This is a genomic window from Paenibacillus sp. FSL H7-0943, assembly GCF_037963265.1.
In the GTDB taxonomy this organism is placed as follows: domain Bacteria; phylum Bacillota; class Bacilli; order Paenibacillales; family Paenibacillaceae; genus Paenibacillus_AQ; species Paenibacillus_AQ odorifer.
Window position 1 is genome coordinate 3,718,586 of record NZ_CP150148.1, and the last position, 21,536, is coordinate 3,740,121.

Genomic DNA, 21,536 nt, shown 5'->3' on the forward strand with positions numbered 1-21,536 from the left:
TTATTCTATAAAAGGAAACATTAATTTCTCATTTTCACTTAAATACATATTCTCCTTCGTGATGATCACGGAGCCTGTATCTATTATCCGTTCCACTTTCTCACCCTCAACAGCTTCAATCGCCGTCTTCACAGCTAAGTACCCCATATTAAAAGGCTTCTGCATAACCGTGCCAAGCAAGATCCCTTTTTCGAGGAGCTTCACCTCATTGCTAGAATTGTCGAACCCAAATAATTTCACTTTGTCTTGAAATCCCATATTCATAATCGCCTGCCCAGCCCCTAGTGTTGAAGGTTCATTAAGACCTATTATCCCCTTTAGATTTGGCTCGTCCTTTAGTAAATCAACAGTTAACTGGTACGCTTTTCGCACGGAACCATCACTGAATAATGTAGGCTGCACATCATGAACTCCATTCTCTAAAAGGGAATCACGAGCCCCTCTTTCCCTCTCAATTGCGGTGGCAGAGCCTTGTACAAAGTTAACGATAGCGACTTTATCCTCCGGATCAATATATTTTCTTAACTCCTGCCCTGCCTTACGTCCTGCTTCATAATTGTCTGTAGCAATAAAGCTCTCTGATACACCACCGCTTAAGCCCGAATCTACAGTAATAAGCGTAATGCCAGCTGATTTGATCTTTTCCGCGATTGGAATGAGGCGATAATAATCTGTAGCTGATAAAATAATGGCGTCAGGCTTCTCCTTAATTGCTTGCTCCAGCAGTTCTATCTGTTGATCTACATCAAGCTCTGTATCCGTTCCAACCGTGCGAACCTCTGCGCCGAACTCCCTAGCCGCTGTTGCCACACCTTGTTTCATCACTTCCCAGAATTCAATACTGCTATCGATAGTCTTGGGCACATAAATAATGGTCCTAACCTTTGCGTCAAGCTCATTTGTAAACATACGATAGGCTAATGAACCCAAAGTAACAATGAAGAGCAGTAGCAGAGTATACAGGCCAATTTTTGACCGTAAAGCGCTCATTGACTCTCCTCCTCATAAATCACAGGTATTCGTAAAGTGGCCGTCGTTCCTTCCTCCATCTCGCTTGCAAAAGACAAACCGTATTTCACACCGAAATACAGCTGGATACGATGGTTCACATTCGCGACACCTACACCGCTGCCAGTCTTGAAATCTGATTTTTGCAGCAGTACCTTACCCATTTGCTCTTCATCCATCCCAATACCGTCATCAATGACCTGTACGATAATATCGTTCTGTTCTTGTCTTGCTCGGATCAGAATGTGCCCTTGCTCAGGATTATGTTTTATGCCGTGATAGATCGCATTTTCAACCAAAGGCTGAAGTACCATTTTTAAAATGCTGCAGGTTAGGATATCTTCTTGTACCTCTATGGAATAAGTGAATTTATTACGATAACGCATGTTCTGAATCGTTAAATAGTGCCGAATATGCTCTAATTCTTTGGCCAGCGGAATCAATTCCTCACCCTCACCAATTGTTGAACGAAGCAGCTTGGATAGAGATGAAGTCATCTCAACCACTTCCTCCATCTTTCCTGTCTCTGCCATCCAAATAATCGAATCAAGTGTATTGTACAAAAAGTGAGGTTTAATCTGCGCTTGCAGTGCCTTCAGTTCACTCACACGTTTCATCTCTTGCTCCAGAACGATCTGTCCCATTAACTCTTTAATCTTCATCATCATGAGATTAAACGTACGAGCAAGCTTGCCGATTTCATTCGTGCTCTCAATCTCCACGCGTATGTCGAACTCTCCACGTTCCGCTTTTTTCATATTCAGCTCCAAATTCTTCAGCGGTTTGGTCAGTGCGTAAGAGAGAAATATCGATATAGCCATAGCAAAAATCAAACTAATTGCTCCCCATAAGGCGGCGGTTCCTTGCATACGTTGCTTGTTCGCGACCAAATCATCCGGATAAGTGACTCCAACTATTTTCCAGCCAAAGCTGGTAGTGTCCACAGTGTACAGTTTCTGATCATTCCCCGTGTTAACCGTAACAGATCCACTCTTGATCCCAAGGACCGTCTCTAATTGTTCGAACTTGAGCTGGGAGTAGATCAACTGCTGTTGTGGATGATAGACAAGGCTACCTGCGGGATCGACGATAAAAACATAACCTCGTTTTCCCAGTTCGATTTGTTTACATAGATTATTAATTACACTGTAATTGAGATCTACGAGCAGTACACCTTGTTGATCCGCTTCCGTCATAGCATTCGCATTCGAGAGTTTTCGGCTGATCGAGACTACCCACCGGTATTCATCTTGAAAGATGTGCTGCACATGAGAGGAAGAAACTGCAACGTCTAATTGATTCATAGCTTTTTGATACCAATCTTGAGCTATTAGTTCAGGAAGCGGTTTCAAAACAGCATGCTGTCGATCCGAAACGGTCATGCCATCTGAGCCTGCATATAATATAGAGGAAATATCCGAGCGGGATTGAACCACTGACCGGAGATAATGACTGGCAAGCAGTTTATTCTTAAGTGCCTCTTCTTTATCTAAATTCGAGCCTTTTATATACTTCTCTAGATCACTGCTAGTTAACACCAGAGCGGCTATGCTCTCCATATTGCCAATGTAATTCTCGATATTCAGTTTTACTTGTTCTATTAACTGTGAAGTATAGGCTACAGAATTGCCCTTGACCGCGGCTGAGGACAGGCGATAGGAAGTATAACTCAGGACAATAGTTGTGCAGAGGATAAGAAGTGAAAAGGAGACAGCAATATTAGTATGAATACTTCGGCTGCGGAAAAAGCGCTGTGATCTCATAGAGAGAGATTCTCCTTCTGCCGGTGTCGATATTCCTTCGGTGTGCTTCCTACATTACGTTTAAAAATAACACTAAAATACTGTGGATCAGCATAACCAACTCTGGCAGCGATATCATATGTCTTCAACTGTGTGACCGTAAGGAGTTCTTTTGCTTTTTCCAAACGGAGTCGAGTCAGATACTCTATAAATGTTTCACCGGTGTGCTGTTTAAAAGTTGCACTGAAATAACTGATGCTCATAAAAATATGGCTACACAGCTCATTGAGTGAAAAGCTGTCATTACAATAATTCTCGCGAATATAAGCTTCTGCGGCTTGCATCTGAGAAGTCCGAACCGTTGTTCTCTGTTCCGATAGTTTAAGTATCAGCTCATGGCAAGTCCTCTCCAGATAATTCCTTGCTTCATCTAAAGTCTTAAGCGCAGCAACCTCTGCAAACATATTATGCGAAACAACTACTGTATTTGGGAAGCCGATGTCGACCACATAGTTCATCAAAGAAACCAGCAGCTGATAGATGCTGCTACGGCAGCCTTCTATAGAGGAGGTATTACTTTTAAGCTCCTGAAACCACTTCAACAGAATTTCCGATACAGCAGAAGCTTTACCTGTCTTTAAAGCGGATATAAATTGCTTTTCCCATGAGGTGAAATGCGCCTGATCCAATCCCTTGCCAAACTCAAGATCCTGTATGGAGATAACTTTATCTATGCCTAAAAGGTAACGATATTCTATGGAGGAGACCGCTTCTTGGAAGGATAGTGGAATTTGTTGCAAAGTATTATATTTTCTACCGATGCCTATGGTGGATGACAGCTTCAAATATTTATTTAAGCTACTCTGGACTTGCTCTGCAAGAAGCTGCGTTGCTACTTCTAACGTCTCCGAATTGCCGGATCTTATCGCAGCGATTTTTCCATCTCTCGTCTGGAATACCACTCCATCTTGCTCTTTCTCCAGCTGCTCTTGAACAATGTTAAAGGCGCCGAAACGCAGTAGCTCTGCATCAAAAGCTAGGTCCTGGCTTCGTTTCTCCAGTTCTATATCTATAACGAGCGCAAGGTACACTTGACCCTGCAACGGAATATGAAAATAACTCAATTTTTTCTCGATTTCTTCGCTTTTCATTCGAGTAGTTACCAGCTGCTCCAAAAATCGTTCCCGCAGCAATGGAAGACTCTGACTAAGTTGCATACGAAGCTTAACTAAATTCGCTTTTTGTAGATGCTCTTCATCTAATTCCTGCTTCATCTTACTTAGAAATTCAGCAAACTCACGTGCATTAATCGGTTTTAATAAGTACTCAGTCACCTTCAGTGTTATGGCCTGCTTCGCATATTCGAAGTCTTCATATCCAGTGACGATAATGACCTTCATATCCCGGTACCTATCCATCACAGCTCTGGCCAATCCTAGTCCATCCATAAAAGGCATACAAATATCAGTAATAATTACGTCAGGCCGATGCTGCTCGATTGCTTCCAGTGCATCTCTGCCATTATCGAAATCACCAACCAGCTCAAACCCATATTTACTCCATGTAATCTTCTGTTTGATCCCTTCACGAACCTCATCTTCATCATCAACCAGAATTATTTTATACATCCAACACCTCCACAACTTTGAACTTATCAGCATAAGCATAATAGAGGCCGCCTACGTGAGGCAACCTCTATTATTAAACTCTATTCGTATAGTAGAGGTTTGATCTCATCGGAATCCATATTGTTTTTATCATACCAGTGGAACCCCGTGTCGATGTTCTTTTCAACCGCTTCCCCTTTAATCGCTTGCACAGCTGCCTTCACAGCTTGATAGCCAATACCAATGGGGTCTTGTGTAACAGCACCAGCCACAACACCACTGCGGATAGCATCCATCAACTGCTTGCCAGAATCAAAGCCGACGACTACGATCTTACCATTCATTTGCAATTCATTAACTGCATTAGCCACACCTACAGCAGAGCCTTCATTAGAGCCATAGATTCCTTTCAGATCCGGATTTGCCTGCATCATCGCTTTCGCAAGGTCTGTGGACTTTAACTGATCTCCACCTCCATATTGCGGCTCTAACACTTGAATATCCGGATATTTTGCTTTCATTTGTTCCAAGAAGCCATCGCGACGCTGTTGCCCTGTGCTGCTCGTTTGGTCATGTATGACAAGGCCCACTTTACCTTTCTTGCCAATCAGTTCAGCCATTTTATCTGCGGCCAAAGCAGCTGCTGCTTTATTGTTAGTCACTGCTGTTGCTACAGGGATATCACTGTCTACACCAGAGTCAAAGCCGATGACCGGAATCTTATTTTCCTTTGCCTTTTCTAGATAAGGAATCGCAGCTTTGCTGTCCAGTGCAGCAAGCGCAATTGCAGCTGGCTTCTTATCGAGAGCGGTTTGCAGCATCTCAATTTGTTTATCCACCTGACTCTCATTTTCTGGACCTTCGAAGGTAATCTCAACATCAAACTCCTTAGCAGCTTTCTCCGCTCCTTGCTTTACCGCTTGCCAGAATTGATGCTGGAACCCTTTTGATATGACTGGAATGTATGGTTTGTCTGAACCGGATGCACTTTTGTTACTATCATTGTTGTTACATGCACTCAGCAAAGTAGTGACTAACAATAGACTGGCAAGCATAATAAACCCTCTACGACGCAGTTTCATTTGAATCTTCCCCCTCGTCATTTGCTTTGTATATCACTCCGGATGGAGATCATACCAAGTTTATTGCTTACGGCGGCGTAGAATATCAGCGTAAACCGCAATGATGATTACAACACCGACAATGACCGTCCGCCATTCCTGAGCCACGGACATAATCTGTAAGCCATTCGTCAGCACACTCATAATCAGTGCGCCAATAATCGTGCCTAGAATAGAACCTACACCTCCACTTAAGGAAGTTCCGCCAATGACCACTGCCGCAATAGCCTCTAGTTCATAACCGGTGCCCAGTGATGGCTGTGCTGAATTCAGACGTGATGCCATCAGGATACCTGCGATTCCACTAAAAATCCCTGTAATGGAATAGATAATAATCTTCCATTTGACTGTGTTCACACCTGATAAGCGAGTAGCTTCTTCATTACTGCCAAGCGCGAAGTTGTAACGCCCAATAATCGTCTTAGACAAGATTATGCTTGCGATCATACCGAGTAATAAGAAGATAACGATGGTGTTGGGTATACCGGGGATCATTTTACCCATGGCGATCTTGGCGAAGATCGGATCATCGTTGAAATATATAGGTTTGGCACCGGTGATGACAAGCGACAAGCCTTTGGTGACCATCATAATCGCCAGAGTGGCGATGAAGGGTGGAATGTTCATCTTCGCCACCATCAAACCGCTGACAAAGCCACACAGTGCTCCAGCCAGAATCCCACCTACAATGCCTACCGGGACGGGCAGACCCCAGAATGTAATAATGACTCCAACCATAACAGATGAGAATGTCATTACAGTACCGAGAGCAAGGTCGATGCCGCCCGTAATAATAACAAAGGTAGCTCCAAGCGCTAATACTCCGATTACAGCTGTAGAAACTAGAATTCCGACAAGATTTGAGAATTGAAAAAAGTTGCTGGAGGATAAAGAAAATACGATGACCAATATGATCAGACTGGCAAATGCCAATATTTTTTGTTTGAATCCGGATTGCCCTCCCGATTGCTTCATACCCGCTGGCTGACTAATCTCTTTATCCGCGATCTTCATAGTCCTGACACCTCCGGTTAACTCTTGAACAGTTATGAACGTTTCGTCGCATATTTCATAATCGCCTCCTGCGATGCTTCTTCTGCGGGGAGTTCTCCTGTTATACGCCCTTCACACATAATGATAATCCGGTGGCTCATTCTTAGAATCTCAGGAAGATCTGAAGAAATGATAATGATCGCCTTCCCTTCGCTCGCAAGCTGATCCAGCAGCTTATAAATTTCACTTTTCGCGCCTACATCAATACCTCGTGTGGGCTCATCGAAGATGAGTACATCACAGTCTCTAGTCAACCACTTGCCGATGACCACTTTCTGTTGATTACCTCCGGACAGAAACTTAACCTTTTGACCTACACTTGGAGTTTTGGTGGCTAGCGCTTCAACATGCTGCTCCGCTGAGCTTCGCATCTCCCGCTCCTTCATCCAGCCAAATGAATTACGGAATTTATAAAAGGAGGCAATCGCATTATTCATGCTGATATCCATATCCACAAGCAATCCGAAACGTTTGCGGTCTTCGGACAAATACCCAATACCATGCTGTACCGCTTGATGTGGCTGACGTATCCGAACCGATTTTCCATGGAGCATAATTTCACCCTCATCGATGGGATCGGCACCAAATACGGCACGTACAACCTCGGTACGTCCAGCTCCCATTAAACCAGCGAAGCCCAAAATCTCACCTTTATACAGATGAAAGCTAATATCCTTGAACGCATGCCCTCTAGAAAGCTTCCGAACTTCTAAGACAACTTGCTGAGTCTGTTTCGCAATCGTTGGTTTCGACGTTTGATATAATTCACGTCCAACCATCATGCTGATGATCTGATCAATCGTTATTGAATCGGTACGAACGGTATCTACATAACAACCATCACGCATAACTGTAATGCGGTCTGTAATTCGCTTCAATTCATCCATGCGGTGAGAGATATAAATAATTCCCACACCTTTATCTCGTAGCTGCTCAATCATTCGAAATAACTCGTTAATTTCTGTATCTGTTAACGCGGCGGTTGGTTCATCCATGATCAATACCTCGGCTTGGAAAGACAAGGCTTTAGCGATTTCAACCATTTGCTGATTAGCAACGGTCAGGTCTGATACCAAAACTCTGGGATCCAGCTTCAGATTCATTTGATCAAACAGTACCTGAACTTTTCGGTTCATCTCCACATCATCAACGAACCATTTCAGAGCTTTACGCGGCTCTCGTCCAATGTAAATGTTCTGGGCGACCGTAAGATGAGGCATTAAATTCAATTCCTGATGGATGATACTAATTCCAAGCTCCTGTGCTTCACGGGTATTAACAATCTCCACTTCATTTCCCTTGTACCACATTTGACCAGCATCCTTGGAATAGACACCTGTCGCAATCTTCATAAGGGTAGACTTGCCAGCGCCATTTTCTCCTACTAACGCATGAACTTCCCCACGCTTCAGCTCAAATTGACATTCATTCAAAGCATGAACACCTGGAAAAAACTTGTTGATTCCCTCCATACGAAGCAACACTTCGTTCATTTTGATATCCACCTCAAATTCTTTGAGAATGCCTTAACCCTTAAAGTAATCGCTTTCAATCCGGAATGTAAAATCATTGTATTCCCTATAAGTTGCCATTGTAATGGAATAATCTCCGTAAAAAAGTTTAAAATTTTATGTTTTACATACAAAAAAAGCTGAACCGAGAGCACCTCAGTTCAGCACAAATGTTATACCCTAAAAATCACATGTCAGCGAACCCTCCTAAAGGCTTGCGCCATTTCCAGCCACCAATGTGAAGGTCTTAGGAATTCCCTTATCATACACGTCGGAGGATAGATTAGGTTCTTCAACTAATTGGCGGATCACTAGTCCGCTATTAGCTGCTGCGGTTACAATTTCTCCGAGTGTCCAGCGGCGCCAATACACAACACTATGCTCTTGTTCACCTGCTGGTTTACCTGTGGAAGGCAAATACTTGGAATAGGATACCTTCTTCTCTTCCAATGATGAGTCAAAATAATCTCCGTTTACTTTGTGTTTGCGTACCTTCGCAGTAGATCCCTTCGAGGAAATAAGCTTGGTCGTTACCGGATGAAAATCGCGGAGTACAAATACGCCTCCAGGAGAAAGCAATCGGCGAGCTGTTTCCATGAATAGTGTAAGGTTGGTAAAGTAATGAACAATTCCTAACTCTGCAAAGACGATGTCATATGAACCATCAAGGACGTCTTCTGGCAGCTTAAGAATATCTGAGACGATATAGGTTAGTGGTACCCCTGCTTCTTGGGCAAGATCAGCCGCATATCGCGCATTGGCTTCCGAGAAGTCAGCAACCGTTACTTCCGCACCTAGTAATGAGAGTGCCACGGCCTTCATCCCGTTTGAGCCCATTAAATTCATCATTTTCTTCCCCTTCACCTCTCCAAAAAAAGAAAGGAGCGGGTGAAGCTTTGCACTTGGTTCCTTTATTAATTTTGCAGCTGCTTCTGACGGTGTACCAAACCGAGTTACCCAAGCGGTATAAGTATCTTCGTTCCAAAGCTCTTCGCTTGTTGGCACAGCGTTTTTTTCTGCCTGATTATTTGAATATTGATTCTGCTCTTCCATCCATTGCTACCCCTTTATGTGTAAAATATCTGTTATGAAGCATTCTGAATGGCATCAGCCATCCGGATAGTTTTCCTTCTTCCCGCGTACAAATATACTGCGAGGCCAATCATAACGAGCAGCCCACCTGCCCATTGTAAGGTTGTTAGCTGTTCACCCAAGAGTAAATACGCTAAGATACTGGCACCCACTGGTTCTCCTAAAATGTTCATTGAAACCGTAGTCGCGGATACATATTGTAGTAACCAATTAAACAAAATATGGCCAAACACCGTTGGCACCACTGCTAACAATACAAAGATTCCCCATTCCTTGTCCGGATAATTAAAAAAGGAAATCCCCATGAACAGATTGTATACGGCAAACACGCCAGCGGCTGATAAGAAGACAATCAAGCTATATAAGTAAGAGGGCATACGCACCACTAGCTTTTGACCGATCAGCATATGTACAGCTACCGCGACAGTGCCTCCGACCGATAATAGATCACCTTTTAGATTATCCGCAGAGATGCCGATATCACCCCAGCCGATAAACACGACACCGCCAATCGCAATGCCAAGCCCTAGAATAGCGGACAGAGCTGTCTTTTCCTTATACAAAAAATAAACACCCAGCATAATAAATACAGGCTCCAGCGCCATGATCATTGTTGAACTAGCTACCGAAGTATACTTCAATGATCCCATCCATAGCAAAAAGTGCAGCGCAAGCATTGCGCCTGAGAGGATGAGCATTAGCCAGTCTTTTTTACGAAGAGCAAAAGCAGCTCCACTATAGGGTCTTGCAAAAGGTAGCATCAGCAGTGAGGTAAATAATAATCTGTACATGCCTTGTATAGATGCAGGTGCATCAGACCATTTAATAAAAATGGCGGAAAAGGAGATGGCCACAATCCCTATCAACATTAATAGTGGAATCGGAAGTGGCGGTTTTTTAAGTTTCACATGTTACGCGTCCTTTCAATATCTTAAGTCACTTATGTTAATTTAACGCAGACCGTGAAAAAATGCATCTATTTTCATAAGATTTCACTAAAAAAAGCACAAGCAATGTCATTTCTGACGAAAGCTCATGCTTCTTAAAAGGCTACGGCTTCAGAACAACCTTGATGCAATCCTCTTTTTTCTCACTAAAAACGTCATAGCCATGCTCCGCTTTACTAATTGGCAGGCGATGCGTAATGATATCTGTAGGATCAAATTTATTTTCTTTAATCATCTTATACAGCAACGGCATATAGTGAATCACCGGCGCTTGTCCCATTTTTAAAGTAATGTTGCGTTCAAATAGATGACCCAAAGGGAACATATTGTAATTAAGCCCATAAACTCCCACAAGCTGAATAGTTCCGAATTTACGTACGATATCCGAGGCCATTCTAAATGCACTGAGTGAGCCTCCCTGTAGCTTCAGAGTGGTTTCCACTTTCTCCAAAGCAGATATTTTGGCATCTAAACCTACACAGTCAATAACTACATCTGCGCCCCCATGTGTTATCTCCTTCAAATGAGCTTCAATATCCTTGATCTCTTCGAAATTATAAACTTCAACATTATTGGTCAGCTTCGCATGCTGCAGACGATAGCCAATATGATCAACCGCAATGACTCTTGAGGCACCTTTGATCCAGGCAAACTTCTGAGTAAGCAGTCCAACAGGACCGCAGCCGAGAACAATGACTGTATCCCCTGGCTTCACTCCGCCGCTTTCTACTCCCCACCAAGCAGTAGGCACAATATCAGATATGAAAAGAATTTTCTCATCTTCCATTTCTGCATCCTCAGGAACGACAAAAGGGCCGAAATTACCATAAGGAACCCGCAGCAATTCAGCTTGTCCGCCTGCAAAGCCCCCATAAGTATCGGAATAACCAAGATAACCGCCTGTGTCCTTGGCGTCATTAGCATTGTCGCATTGGCTCTCCATCTCATGCTTGCAGAAAAAACACTGCCCACAGGCGACATTAAAGGGGATGATGACTCGGTCACCTTTTTTGACTTTAGTTACATCAGGTCCCACTTCCTCAACTATCCCCATCGGCTCATGACCAATAACATAATCATCATGCATACCTGGTATTTCCCCGTTATAAATGTGCAGATCCGAGCCACAAATCGCCGTAGTGGTAATCCGAACGAGGATGTCATCTTTTTTCTCAAGCGTCGGATCAGCTACTTCTTTAACTTTCACTTTTTTCTTCCCTTGGTAGGTTAGTGCTTTCATGCTGTTAATCCGCTCCTTTGGAGATGGTCTAGAGATATAATTTTCATGCCTTTCTATGTTATATCCCTAAGTCCTAACCTCTTATCCATGAAGAAGCGGGGAATACATCATTAGTGCGTAATTATCAGTTACAGCTTCATCTCCAATTAGATCTCCAGAGCGTGTATATACTTTTCGACTGATCTTGTTACTGCGTATATATCCGCCCCAAGGCTCTAGACTAATCCTATGATCACTTTCGTATACTTCATAATCATAAAGCGCCTGCTCATTGCATCTCCACTCCCCGTGTAAATGGCTATCGTCCAGCCAGAGCTTTAGTTGATACGTTTGAGCGGTGTTATTTTTTAATTGAAGATCCAAATAGTTATAAGAACAGGTCGCCCCGCTTCCAAAAGGTTGCGTACGTTGTTCATCTGGAAATACATCATAACTGTGACGATGCCGTTCCATAACGGTAAGTGGCGTATGCAGTGCCATCCAATAGATCAGATTAGACAACTGGCATAAGCCTCCTCCAACCCCGGAATGAAAACCACCATAATGTAGCACCATACCCTCCAGATACCCTTTTCGCTTAGTGGGCTTACCAATACTTCTCCAGTAGGAAAAAGTCTCCCCCGGCTGCACAACAAGTCCATCCAGCTTCGCAATTGCCAGCCGTAAGTTAGTTATTTTATTGTATTGAAGCACCATATCTACATTCCGAAGACTTCTTAATAACGGGGTAGCATGAGTCATAGCTGCATAAGTTAAAGTTTCATCCGTACGCTGCTTCGCTATTTTGCTTCGTCCAGTGCACCATTTCAAATATCTTTTCCAAATAAAATATCGTTTGCCAGCAAACAATCTAAGGCGAGAACGCTGAATAGGCTTCATGGCAGCCTGGGGTGTATTCATCTAGAACTGAACCTCGCTTTCAGCTCGTAACTGGGCGAATCTACCTCCAATTATCGCATTATGATGCTTAACGATCTCCCTACTACTCAGAACCCCATTATCAAAGGTGCTATGAGCGTCTGAGACCAGTACACTTTTATATCCCATGCTGTATGCGCGTCTTATTGTCGTATCCAGACAGAATTCACTTTGCATCCCACAGATCACCAGATCCGTGATCCCGAGCTTTTGGAGTTCATCTTGCAGTTCCGTTCGGTGAAAAGCATCCCAAGTAGGCTTCTCAACGATAACTTCGCCTTCCTGCGGTGTGATGCGGTGACTGATCTGCCAAGTGGGTGTACCTTTTGTGTACTCCTCATCTTCGGTATGTTGAATATACACAATAGGAGTACCTGCTAATCGAGCTTTTTGCTGAAGGGAGACAATCCTGTCCATCACACCCTCTTCATCGTACAGCTTTAGATCATAGGAGAACATGGCTTCTTGAACATCGATAATTAATAATGCTGTTGATTGTTCCAAATGAATAACCTCCAAGAGCTTTTTTTAAAATCATACCAGAAACTGGGACAGACTATCTACCTACTAGAAGTTACAACTGTTAAAAATAAAAACCGAGTATCTGTAAGCAGATACCCGGACGATTTCATCAATCATTTATTTGCCACGCTTATTATGCCAGATCAATGCATGCAGCTGTGGAAGTACACGAACCTTGTTCATATCCGAATCCACGATTACTTTATTAAACAACCACTCCAGCCTTCCCAGAAGCCGAGCAGAAATGTTGCCCTCTTCCGTGACATCATCATTACCAGGCTGCAGAAAGAGCTGCACATTCGGATATCGCTGGTGAACGTTTTTCGCATAATCAAAATCCTTATCATCAAACACTACGACCTTCAAGCTATGCGTAGAACGACCCAGTTTCTCCATCTTACTCATGATGTTATCTAGCATTTCCCAATTCGTTGTCATTCCTGAGCTTGGGGGTTTAGGACTGATTGTCAGCACATCCACGTCATTGAACCAATCCTGCCATTTACTCCCCTGAGTTTCTATCGCTGCTATTATTCCACGCTCATGAAGCAGATTGATGAAGGTACCCATTCCTTCACCAATCAAGGCAGGATTACCGCCTGAAATCGTAACACAGTCGAAATTATCTCCAGCTAACGCCAATAATTCATTTATGATTTCCTCTGCTTCCATCATGCGAACCTTATTCTTAGCCGTACCATCCCAAGTAAAAGCGGAGTCACACCAGCCGCAGCGATAATCGCAGCCATAGGTGCGGACAAACATCGTCTTCACTCCAATTACCGCACCTTCGCCTTGAATAGTTGGACCGAACATTTCAATTACAGGAATCTTACTCACAATCACAGCCTCCATACAAACGGTAGGATGGCCCTTCATCCGGAACATCTTCAGCCAGCACCTCTGCCCAAGAGGTTGGAGTCTCCCATAGCTTTACCGAGTACAAAGGCAACCCTGCTTGCTTAAGCTTGTAGGCAATATATGAAGACATATTCTCTACTGTGGTGCGGAAAGACAACAAGGCTACTTTGGAGCCCGTATTCGTTAACGTCTCTAACACAGGTTCATTTCCCATGGCAAGAAAAGCGTGATCTAAACGATCTACAAGGCTTTGTTGTACTGTCATTTTGATATCGCTGAAATCAATGACGAAACCTTCATCCGAGTGGCCTTCCGCGGCCATAGGTTTGCCCTTAAGCACTACTTCGAGCTTATAAGTATGTCCGTGCAGATTGCTGCATTTCCCTTTGTGTCCCACTAACTGGTGTGCCGCATCGAACGTAAATATTTTGCAGACTGAAACCTCGTTAAGCATTAAGAACCGGCCTCCATTCTCTCCGCCTCATATTGCTCAAGACCACGCTGACGCAATAGACAGGCTGGACAAGTACCGCAGCCACTGCCAATTATACCGTTGTAACAGGTCAGTGTGTGTTCGCGAACATAATCAAAATACCCCAGTGCATCGGCCATTTTCCACGTTTCTTTTTTATCCAGCCACATTAGGGGAGTGTGGATCGCAAACTCATAGTCCATAGATAAGTTCAGCGTAACATTCAATGATTTCACAAAAACATCACGGCAGTCCGGATAACCGCTAAAGTCCGTTTGGCAAACCCCAGTGACGATATGGGAGTACCCCAGTTGTTTAGCTAATATTGCGGCAAAAGATAAAAACAACAAATTCCGTCCATCGACGAAAGTACTTGGAAGCTCATCTCCTTCACCAGCCAGAATATCTATATCCTGACGGGTAAGTGCATTGGGTGCCAGCTGATTGAGCAGCCCCAGATCAAGAATATGCTGTTTTACATTAAACTTAGCTGCTATCTCTGTTGCAACATCGATTTCAGCCGCATGACGTTGACTATAGTTGAAGGTAACTACCTGCACTTCCTCATACTGCTGCAATGCCCAAACCAGGCAAGTGGTGCTATCTTGTCCGCCGCTGAATACGACGAGTGCTTTTTTGTTCATATGAATCTCTCCTTATCACAAGTTGGAATTTAGCGGTTGTCCACTTTTTCTGGATAGAGGTCGTGATTGATTAAGCGGTGTTCCGCCATCGCCTCATACTTCGTACCCGGTCTTCCATAGTTGCAATAAGGATCAATTGAAATGCCTCCGCGCGGAGTGAACTTGCCCCATACCTCAATGTAACGCGGATCCATCAGAGAGATCAGATCATTCATAATAATGTTGACACAGTCCTCATGAAAATCACCATGGTTGCGGAAGCTAAACAGATACAGCTTTAATGATTTGGATTCCACCATTTTTTGTTCAGGAATATACGAAATATACAGCGTGGCAAAATCCGGCTGACCCGTTACAGGACACAAGCTAGTGAACTCAGGGCAGTTGAATTTAACAAAATAATCACGCCCGGGATGTTTGTTATCAAACACCTCCAGAATGTCTGGATCATAACCAAACTTGTACTGTGTTCCCTGATTACCAAGCAAAGTAACTTCCTGCATTTCCTCTTTCAATCTTCCTTCTGACACGACAAAAAACCCCTCTCTTTTCCTTCGGCCTTGGCCGGTAATGGAAAGAAGAACGAGATTTCGAAAACTTGGCTCCACTAAGAAGAAACGGAAGCAACGTCCGGATAAAGGACAGCAACCGCTTGTACTGTTTAATATATTCTTAGTTTTTTATAGAGGGAGTTCGCGAACCTCTCCTGCACAACTTTAGCGCAGACTTCTTCTTAAAGCATATTGCGTCTTGAACTATACCATGGGTAGCCCGCTCCTGACAAGTTCTACTCTTTACTGTTACCTTATATAGATCAGCAAATAACTCCAGGTTACCGCGGATAGATCTGCGTATGTAGAGTTTATGAAGTTCAAAAACAATGCCAATTTGGTCGTGAATTTCTTTTTTTAATCACATGAATTATTCATACAGTTAATTAAGATGTGGCAAAAAAAAAGGATTCAAATCCTAAGAAAAGGGTAACTTATTCATAATAATCTTCGAGCTAAGGGTGGGAGCATTTTATGGAACAAAGTATACAGCAGCTTATGGATTGGCTTAACAATCATTTGAATGAAACAATCGCTATTGAAAAGAAAGAACTTCGTGATCTGGATAAAGTTCATTTCAATTTAGAGGCCGTAGATTTCCGCAGTGCAGATGACGTAATTGATGAATATCTTGGAAGTGCACTGATATTAAGAGGTTTCGGCAGCACACTTAACGCCGATGGTGAACTGGTATCCCTGCCACAATCCACTTATGATTTAGCTGTTGAAGGTCTTCAAATCGTAGACTTAGCCGACCGCAAGGCAGAAATAACTACGGACAGAGCTAATTACACCCTTTCAGTAGATTAAACGAACATGATTATGATAAGCAAAAAGAGCCCACAGCGATCTGCGGGCTCTTTTTGCTTATCATTTATTCTTCTCCAATGATCTCCACTTCAGTTTCAAGCTCTACACCGAATTTATCCTTCACAGTCGCTCTTACATGGTGGATTAGCCCGATGTAATCACTGGCTGTTGCATTATCTGCATTCACAATAAATCCCGCATGCTTCTTGGATACCTCAGCACCGCCGATTCTTGTACCCTGTAAGCCGCTCTCTTGAATTAACTGTCCTGCAAAACGGCCTGGAGGCCGCTTAAATACACTCCCACAGGATGGATACTCAAGCGGTTGCTTCGATTCACGTAAATATGTTAGTTCATCCATTTTTGCCTTGATCGTTAAAACATCACCGGAAGTCATAGCAAATTTGGCCTCAAGTACAATATACTCACCGCTTGCGAATACACTTTTTCTGTATCCCCATTGCAGCTCATCTCCTTGCAGAGTTACCAATTGCCCGTTCTTATTTATAGCTAGTGCACTATGCAGGACATCTTTGATCTCACCGCCATAAGCACCTGCGTTCATATAGAGCGCTCCACCAACTGTTCCTGGAATGCCACAGGCGAACTCAAGACCCGTAAGCTCCTTATCAAGCGCATATCTGGAAACATCAATTATTTTGGCACCACATTGCGCATATAAGAGATTGTCGCGAATTCCCATTTCGGTCAGTCCTGCCGTTTGCAGAACGATTCCACGTACCCCTCCATCACGGATAATCACATTGGAGCCATTCCCAAGTACCGTAAGGGTTATCCCATTTTGTTCTGCATATGTAACAATCTTTTGAATTTCATCATAAGTAGCTGGTGCAGCCAAAATATCAGCTTTTCCGCCCATTTTAGTGTACACGTGATCTTTTAAATACTCATGACTTTTCACTTTTCCTGCAGTCATTAGCTGCTCTAGGTCATCTTGAATTTTGTCAATATTCATGTTTTCATGCTCCTTTAACCATGTATAAATGATGGTCCTTGATCTATTTTAAAGAGTTATTATGAAATTGTAGGCAACCACAACTGTAACAACGAACAGGCTCCCTTGTCAATGACGGGAGCCTGTTCGTTATATGATTTTAGATGATAATTACACAGCTTTATAGGCAGCAAGCTCGTAAGGAAGACACAGTGGCACACCCGTACGTGGATCCGGAACGATATCCGCTTCAATTCCAAACACTTCCCGCAATACATCTGGTGTCATAACCTCAGTAGGTGAGCCTTCGCTAACCACAGTACCGGACTTAATCGCTACCATATGCTGCGCATAACGAGTAGCATGATTCAAATCATGCACGACCATGATAATGGTACGGCCTTCTTCCTCATTCAGCTTTTGCAAAAGCTGAAGAACTTCGAGCTGATGCGCCATATCTAGGAACGTTGTAGGCTCGTCAAGGAATAAAATATCTGTTTCTTGAGCCAACGCCATAGCGATCCAAGCGCGTTGACGTTGTCCACCAGAGAGACGGTCAATAGGGCGATCATGAAAAGATTCCATGCCCGTAACAGAGATGGCGTTGGAGATGATGTTGCGATCCTCTGCGGTCATCGTGCCAAATCCCTTTTGATGAGGGAAACGACCGTAACTGACCAGCTCAGATACCGTCAGACCGTCAGGAGCCGTTGGGTTCTGCGGTAGAATCGCTAGCTGACGAGCAACCTCTTTAGTTGAAAAGTTATGGATCGATTTGCCGTCCAGCATTACGGTGCCACTCTTCGGCTTCATAATCCGGGCCATCGTTTTGAGGATTGTAGATTTACCGGAGCCGTTAGCGCCCACTAGTGCGGTGATTTTTCCCGTAGGGATAGACAAGTTCAAGCCTTTAACTATAGTAGCCTCTGCATACCCAATACTTAATTCTTCTGTATTCAAACGTTCTGACATGATCTACAACTCCCTTAAAAGTTTTATGGAGCTATGCTCCTAAGTATGAACTAATTTACGCTTTAGACTTGGCGAGTAAATATAAAAAGTAAGGTGCGCCAATAATCGCAACCACAATGCCAGTCGGAACTTCCGCAGGTTGCAGCACCCATCTGCCGATGGTATCAGCGGTAATCATAAGAAGCGCCCCTGTCAAAGCACTAGCAGGTAATAACACTTGATGGCGGGGTCCCACGAGCCTGCGAGCCAGGTGTGGTGCTATCAGGCCGACGAAGCCAATACCTCCGCTTACCGCGACGCAGGAGCCGGCAAGCGCTACGGCTGTTACCAGAAGGAGAATACGTTCCTTCTCCACACGCATTCCTAGACCTAATGAAGTGTGGTCCCCTAGATTCAATACATTTAGAACCCGGGCTTTATAGAAGGCGAACGGTAACAGAATCGCGATCCAAGGCAGCAAAGCAAGGACGAATCTCCAATCCCCACCCCATATTTTCCCGGCGATCCAAGTAGCTACAAATTGATAATTATTAGGATCAAGCCTAAGTGCCAATACAAGCTGGCAAGCATTGATTCCTGCAGCGACCGCAATCCCGATAAGGATCAGCCTTGTAGGAGACAGACCATCTGCCTTCCGGTAGGCAAGAATATAGATTAAAGCTGCGGTCAGGCCAGCCCCACCAAGCGCTAGGAGAGGCAAGACAAATACCGGAGCTGCTGTTGTAGCCGGAAAAAACGAGATAAAAATGATTACCGCAAAACCTGCACCAGCACTTATGCCCAGCGTAGCCGGTTCAGCGAGTGCATTACGTGCGAGACTTTGTAGAATACAGCCCGATACTGCAAAGCCCGCTCCAACTAACAATGAAATTACGATGCGGGGTAATCTGAAATCAAATAAAATAAGCTTTTGCTGATGTGTTCCATCACCCATGAGTGTATGTAATACCTCTAGTGGGGATAGACGCATAAACCCTGTATTCATACTGACTATAAACACAACGACGATCAGTATAGCAAGGAGCGCTAACACCGTTAAGGCGCGTGTGCGGCGTTCTTTTTCATCTGGAGTAAGGGTTAATTTGGGCATTACAGCTCCCCCTTCCGCTTACTCGCTAAATAAATAAAGAACGGTACGCCGATGATGGCAATTAAAGCTCCTAGCGGTGTCTCATAAGGTGCATTTATCATTCTTGCGGCAATATCTGCAAAGATAATCAATAAGCTCCCTAGAACTGCCGAGCAAGGGATAATCCAGCGGTAGTCCACTCCAACGAAATAACGTGTAACATGTGGAATAATTAGTCCTATAAAAGCAATCGGGCCAACCGTTGAAACCGCGCTTCCAGCTAAGATAACCACAACAATCATACATGCCAATTGAACTATCCTTGTCCGCTGCCCCAGACCAACCGCTACTTCTCTTCCTAAGCTGAGCAATGTGACGGATCGTGATAACATCATTGCTGCAATTAAGGCTACGGCCACCCAAGGGAATATAATCTTGATCTGAGTCCAGCTAGCTCCACCCATCCCACCAGCTAACCAGAAGGCTATGTCCTGAGATAAGTTGAAAAGAATAGCTACTCCCTGACTAATAGCAACCAATAAAGCACTAACAGCCGAACCTGCTAATGTCAATCGCAAGGGGGTCAGGCCATTAAAAGAAAGCGAACCGATTCCGAATACGATAAAAGAGGCCACAGCGGCACCGATAAAGCAATACAACATTAGTGAAGTGAATGAGAGTGAGGGTGCAAAAGCAAATACTATGGCTAGCGCTACCCCTGCTCCTGCATTCAAGCCTAACAGCCCTGAATCCGCAAGCGGGTTTCTTGTCATCCCCTGCATGATAGCCCCTGCTACTGCGAAGCAAGCACCGACTAAGGCGCCAGCAATAGCACGTGGAAATCGCAGTTCTCTAATTACCTGATGTTTTTGTAAATCTGGATTGAAATGAAATATAGCTTCCCATACCGTAGCTAACTTGATATCTGCTGCACCTACTGAGACCGAAAGTGCCAATCCGAAGGCAATGGCAGCAAGTCCAAAAATAAGAATACCAATGGCAGCTGCCGGTCGGGTATGTAGAGCTTTTTTGGGTTCATTTTTAATACGATTTGCGAAATCTGAGGGTGAAACCATGAGTCGTCTCCTTATTCAATAGTTACAATGGTTTATATGATAACAACAATCATTCTCATTATCGCAAAAATATTTATGTTGTACAATTGCAGGATCGATTTTTCCGTACTATGGGATTGGTTTATAAAAAAATGGTGCAGATCTTTGTATCCCGAGATACTTGATCTGCACGCTCTTCCCCACCGAAATGATCAGTCTCATTCATGGTGAATTACGACTTTTATTTCACAAGACTTTTTAGCACATCGTCAATGATTTTTCTGCCAGCGTTCGCACCACTGTAAAGCCAGCTGCTTGTTGAGCTCATTTCATGCACATTTCCAGCTTTTACAGCTGGGATGCCCTTCCAGATTGCACTATCTAGGATCTCCGAACCCTCAGTCTTATCACTATTTACAAGGAAAATATGATCTGCGGTCAGCTCAGAAAGCTTCTCTAGTGAGATCGGATTCCAAGTTGCTCTTGTTCCTACTGGGATCTCTGTTACTAAGTTAGGCAGCGTTACGCCAAGGTCTGTATATAATACAGCTCCACTGCTGCGGGTTTCGTCTACAATATAGAAGTTTTTTTGCACCAACCATAAAATAGCCGCGGACTCTTGTCCAATAGCTCCTGCAAGCTGTTCTTTCGCAGCCGCTGCTTTAACATCATAATCTTTAATGGCTTTTTCTGCTTCAGGGGTTTTGTTCAAAATCTCACCCATCTTGAGCAACGATTTGCGCCAATCTTGATTTAGTTCATCCCCAATTACATAAGTGGGTGCAATCTTATTCAACTGATCGTAAATCCCGTTCTGAACAGAAGACTCCGATGGGATGATAATAAGATCCGGAGCAAAGCTGGTTACAGCCTCTAACGGAAGGTCGTAACTAATTGTAGGAACATCCTTCAATTCAGTGGCCAGATAATCCTGAACGCCGTTTGTAACTGACCATTGAGCTACTGGAGTTACACCCAGAGTTACCAAAGAGTCTTCCAAATATGAACCCAGAACGCGCTGTGGATTAGCCGGAATCGTTACTTTATGACCCATTGCATCTGTTAACGTCTTAGGTGCAGCAGGTGCCTCTGTAGATTCTGCTGTAGGCGCTGTTGTAGGCGCTGTTCCTGCATTTGATGAGCTTTCAGCATTATTATTACCACAAGCGGAAAGTATTAGCGTCATCACTATTAGTCCGCTCATCGTCACTTTCATGCTTCCTGATCTTTTTCTGTTAAGCCAAAACATTAAAAACCCTCCTATATGTAACTGCTTTGATATTCAAAGGTGACCTTTACCTCTGCTTCACTTTTAAATGATATTGATTCTCATTCTCTGTGTCAACATATAAATTTCAAATTCTGTGGATTTGCAACAATTTCCTT

Annotated in this window: 21 protein-coding genes and 1 riboswitch; of the genes, 1 reads left to right on the forward strand and 20 read right to left on the reverse strand. The window is 43.7% G+C overall.

The genetic code is table 11. From position 1 onward, the window contains the following. From NSQ55_RS16200 to queF, 15 genes are all read right to left on the reverse strand, one after another. Complete coding sequence (locus NSQ55_RS16200) at window positions 1–990, reverse strand: substrate-binding domain-containing protein (protein ID WP_248548690.1); 990 nt, start codon at window positions 988–990, stop codon at window positions 1–3. Continuing rightward, window positions 987–2,771, reverse strand: a complete 1,785-nt coding sequence (locus tag NSQ55_RS16205; protein ID WP_339168024.1) for a sensor histidine kinase — start codon at window positions 2,769–2,771, stop codon at window positions 987–989. The genes NSQ55_RS16200 and NSQ55_RS16205 overlap by 4 nt, the downstream gene beginning before the upstream one ends. Then, window positions 2,768–4,378 carry a response regulator gene (locus NSQ55_RS16210; protein WP_339168025.1) on the reverse strand — a complete coding sequence of 537 codons (1,611 nt, stop codon included), beginning with the start codon at window positions 4,376–4,378 and terminating at the stop codon, window positions 2,768–2,770. The genes NSQ55_RS16205 and NSQ55_RS16210 overlap by 4 nt, the downstream gene beginning before the upstream one ends. An 80-nt stretch (window positions 4,379–4,458) precedes the next feature. Further along, the gene (locus NSQ55_RS16215) at window positions 4,459–5,439 is read right to left on the reverse strand and encodes an ABC transporter substrate-binding protein (RefSeq protein WP_339168027.1); all 981 of its coding nucleotides are present in this window, start codon (window positions 5,437–5,439) and stop codon (window positions 4,459–4,461) included. Between the two features lie 60 nt (window positions 5,440–5,499). Then, complete coding sequence (locus tag NSQ55_RS16220; RefSeq protein WP_139330117.1) at window positions 5,500–6,453, reverse strand: ABC transporter permease; 954 nt, start codon at window positions 6,451–6,453, stop codon at window positions 5,500–5,502. A gap of 71 nt (window positions 6,454–6,524) precedes the next feature. After that, entirely contained in the window at window positions 6,525–8,024 is a 1,500-nt protein-coding gene (locus NSQ55_RS16225; RefSeq protein ID WP_339168029.1) for a sugar ABC transporter ATP-binding protein, read from the reverse strand. A 225-nt stretch (window positions 8,025–8,249) separates the two neighbouring features. Next, window positions 8,250–9,095 (reverse strand): class I SAM-dependent methyltransferase, encoded by an 846-nt coding sequence (locus NSQ55_RS16230; protein WP_076126683.1) that lies wholly within the window; start codon window positions 9,093–9,095, stop codon window positions 8,250–8,252. Between the two features lie 32 nt (window positions 9,096–9,127). Beyond that, complete coding sequence (locus NSQ55_RS16235) at window positions 9,128–10,042, reverse strand: DMT family transporter (RefSeq protein WP_175617319.1); 915 nt, start codon at window positions 10,040–10,042, stop codon at window positions 9,128–9,130. 142 nt (window positions 10,043–10,184) lie between these two features. Further along, window positions 10,185–11,321, reverse strand: coding sequence for a zinc-dependent alcohol dehydrogenase (locus NSQ55_RS16240; RefSeq protein WP_339168032.1), 1,137 nt, complete (start codon window positions 11,319–11,321; stop codon window positions 10,185–10,187). 81 nt (window positions 11,322–11,402) lie between these two features. Then, window positions 11,403–12,221, reverse strand: coding sequence for a VanW family protein (locus tag NSQ55_RS16245; protein ID WP_076190234.1), 819 nt, complete (start codon window positions 12,219–12,221; stop codon window positions 11,403–11,405). Then, on the reverse strand, window positions 12,222–12,743 hold the full coding sequence (locus NSQ55_RS16250) for a cysteine hydrolase family protein (protein WP_076184376.1): 522 nt from the start codon (window positions 12,741–12,743) through the stop codon (window positions 12,222–12,224). 135 nt (window positions 12,744–12,878) lie between these two features. Then, complete coding sequence (gene queE / locus NSQ55_RS16255; protein WP_076184377.1) at window positions 12,879–13,601, reverse strand: 7-carboxy-7-deazaguanine synthase QueE; 723 nt, start codon at window positions 13,599–13,601, stop codon at window positions 12,879–12,881. Continuing rightward, window positions 13,594–14,076: a 6-carboxytetrahydropterin synthase gene (locus tag NSQ55_RS16260; protein ID WP_036687544.1), complete on the reverse strand. Its 483-nt coding sequence runs from the start codon at window positions 14,074–14,076 to the stop codon at window positions 13,594–13,596. Before NSQ55_RS16260 ends, queE begins: the two co-directional genes overlap by 8 nt. After that, window positions 14,076–14,738: a 7-cyano-7-deazaguanine synthase QueC gene (gene queC, locus NSQ55_RS16265; RefSeq protein WP_076184378.1), complete on the reverse strand. Its 663-nt coding sequence runs from the start codon at window positions 14,736–14,738 to the stop codon at window positions 14,076–14,078. The genes NSQ55_RS16260 and queC overlap by 1 nt, the downstream gene beginning before the upstream one ends. 29 nt (window positions 14,739–14,767) lie before the next feature. Beyond that, window positions 14,768–15,241 (reverse strand): preQ(1) synthase, encoded by a 474-nt coding sequence (gene queF / locus NSQ55_RS16270; protein WP_036687775.1) that lies wholly within the window; start codon window positions 15,239–15,241, stop codon window positions 14,768–14,770. Between the two features lie 163 nt (window positions 15,242–15,404). Beyond that, window positions 15,405–15,448: riboswitch (PreQ1 riboswitch) on the reverse strand. A 315-nt stretch (window positions 15,449–15,763) separates the two neighbouring features. Between queF and NSQ55_RS16275 the strand changes: the two genes are divergently transcribed. Next, the gene (locus NSQ55_RS16275) at window positions 15,764–16,099 is read left to right on the forward strand and encodes a hypothetical protein (protein ID WP_076184379.1); all 336 of its coding nucleotides are present in this window, start codon (window positions 15,764–15,766) and stop codon (window positions 16,097–16,099) included. 64 nt (window positions 16,100–16,163) lie between these two features. On the opposite strand, the gene murB is transcribed toward NSQ55_RS16275, so the two are convergent. From murB to NSQ55_RS16300, 5 genes are all read right to left on the reverse strand, one after another. Then, window positions 16,164–17,075 carry a UDP-N-acetylmuramate dehydrogenase gene (gene murB / locus NSQ55_RS16280; protein WP_339168039.1) on the reverse strand — a complete coding sequence of 304 codons (912 nt, stop codon included), beginning with the start codon at window positions 17,073–17,075 and terminating at the stop codon, window positions 16,164–16,166. A gap of 150 nt (window positions 17,076–17,225) precedes the next feature. Continuing rightward, window positions 17,226–18,026: an ABC transporter ATP-binding protein gene (locus NSQ55_RS16285; RefSeq protein ID WP_036687549.1), complete on the reverse strand. Its 801-nt coding sequence runs from the start codon at window positions 18,024–18,026 to the stop codon at window positions 17,226–17,228. Between the two features lie 55 nt (window positions 18,027–18,081). Further along, a complete protein-coding gene (locus NSQ55_RS16290) occupies window positions 18,082–19,116 on the reverse strand; it encodes an iron ABC transporter permease (protein WP_076184380.1) in 1,035 nt (344 codons plus the stop codon). Then, window positions 19,116–20,171: an iron ABC transporter permease gene (locus NSQ55_RS16295; protein WP_076184381.1), complete on the reverse strand. Its 1,056-nt coding sequence runs from the start codon at window positions 20,169–20,171 to the stop codon at window positions 19,116–19,118. The genes NSQ55_RS16290 and NSQ55_RS16295 overlap by 1 nt, the downstream gene beginning before the upstream one ends. A 220-nt stretch (window positions 20,172–20,391) precedes the next feature. Continuing rightward, a complete protein-coding gene (locus NSQ55_RS16300) occupies window positions 20,392–21,399 on the reverse strand; it encodes an iron-hydroxamate ABC transporter substrate-binding protein (RefSeq protein ID WP_081383366.1) in 1,008 nt (335 codons plus the stop codon). Between the last annotated feature and the right edge of the window lie 137 nt (window positions 21,400–21,536).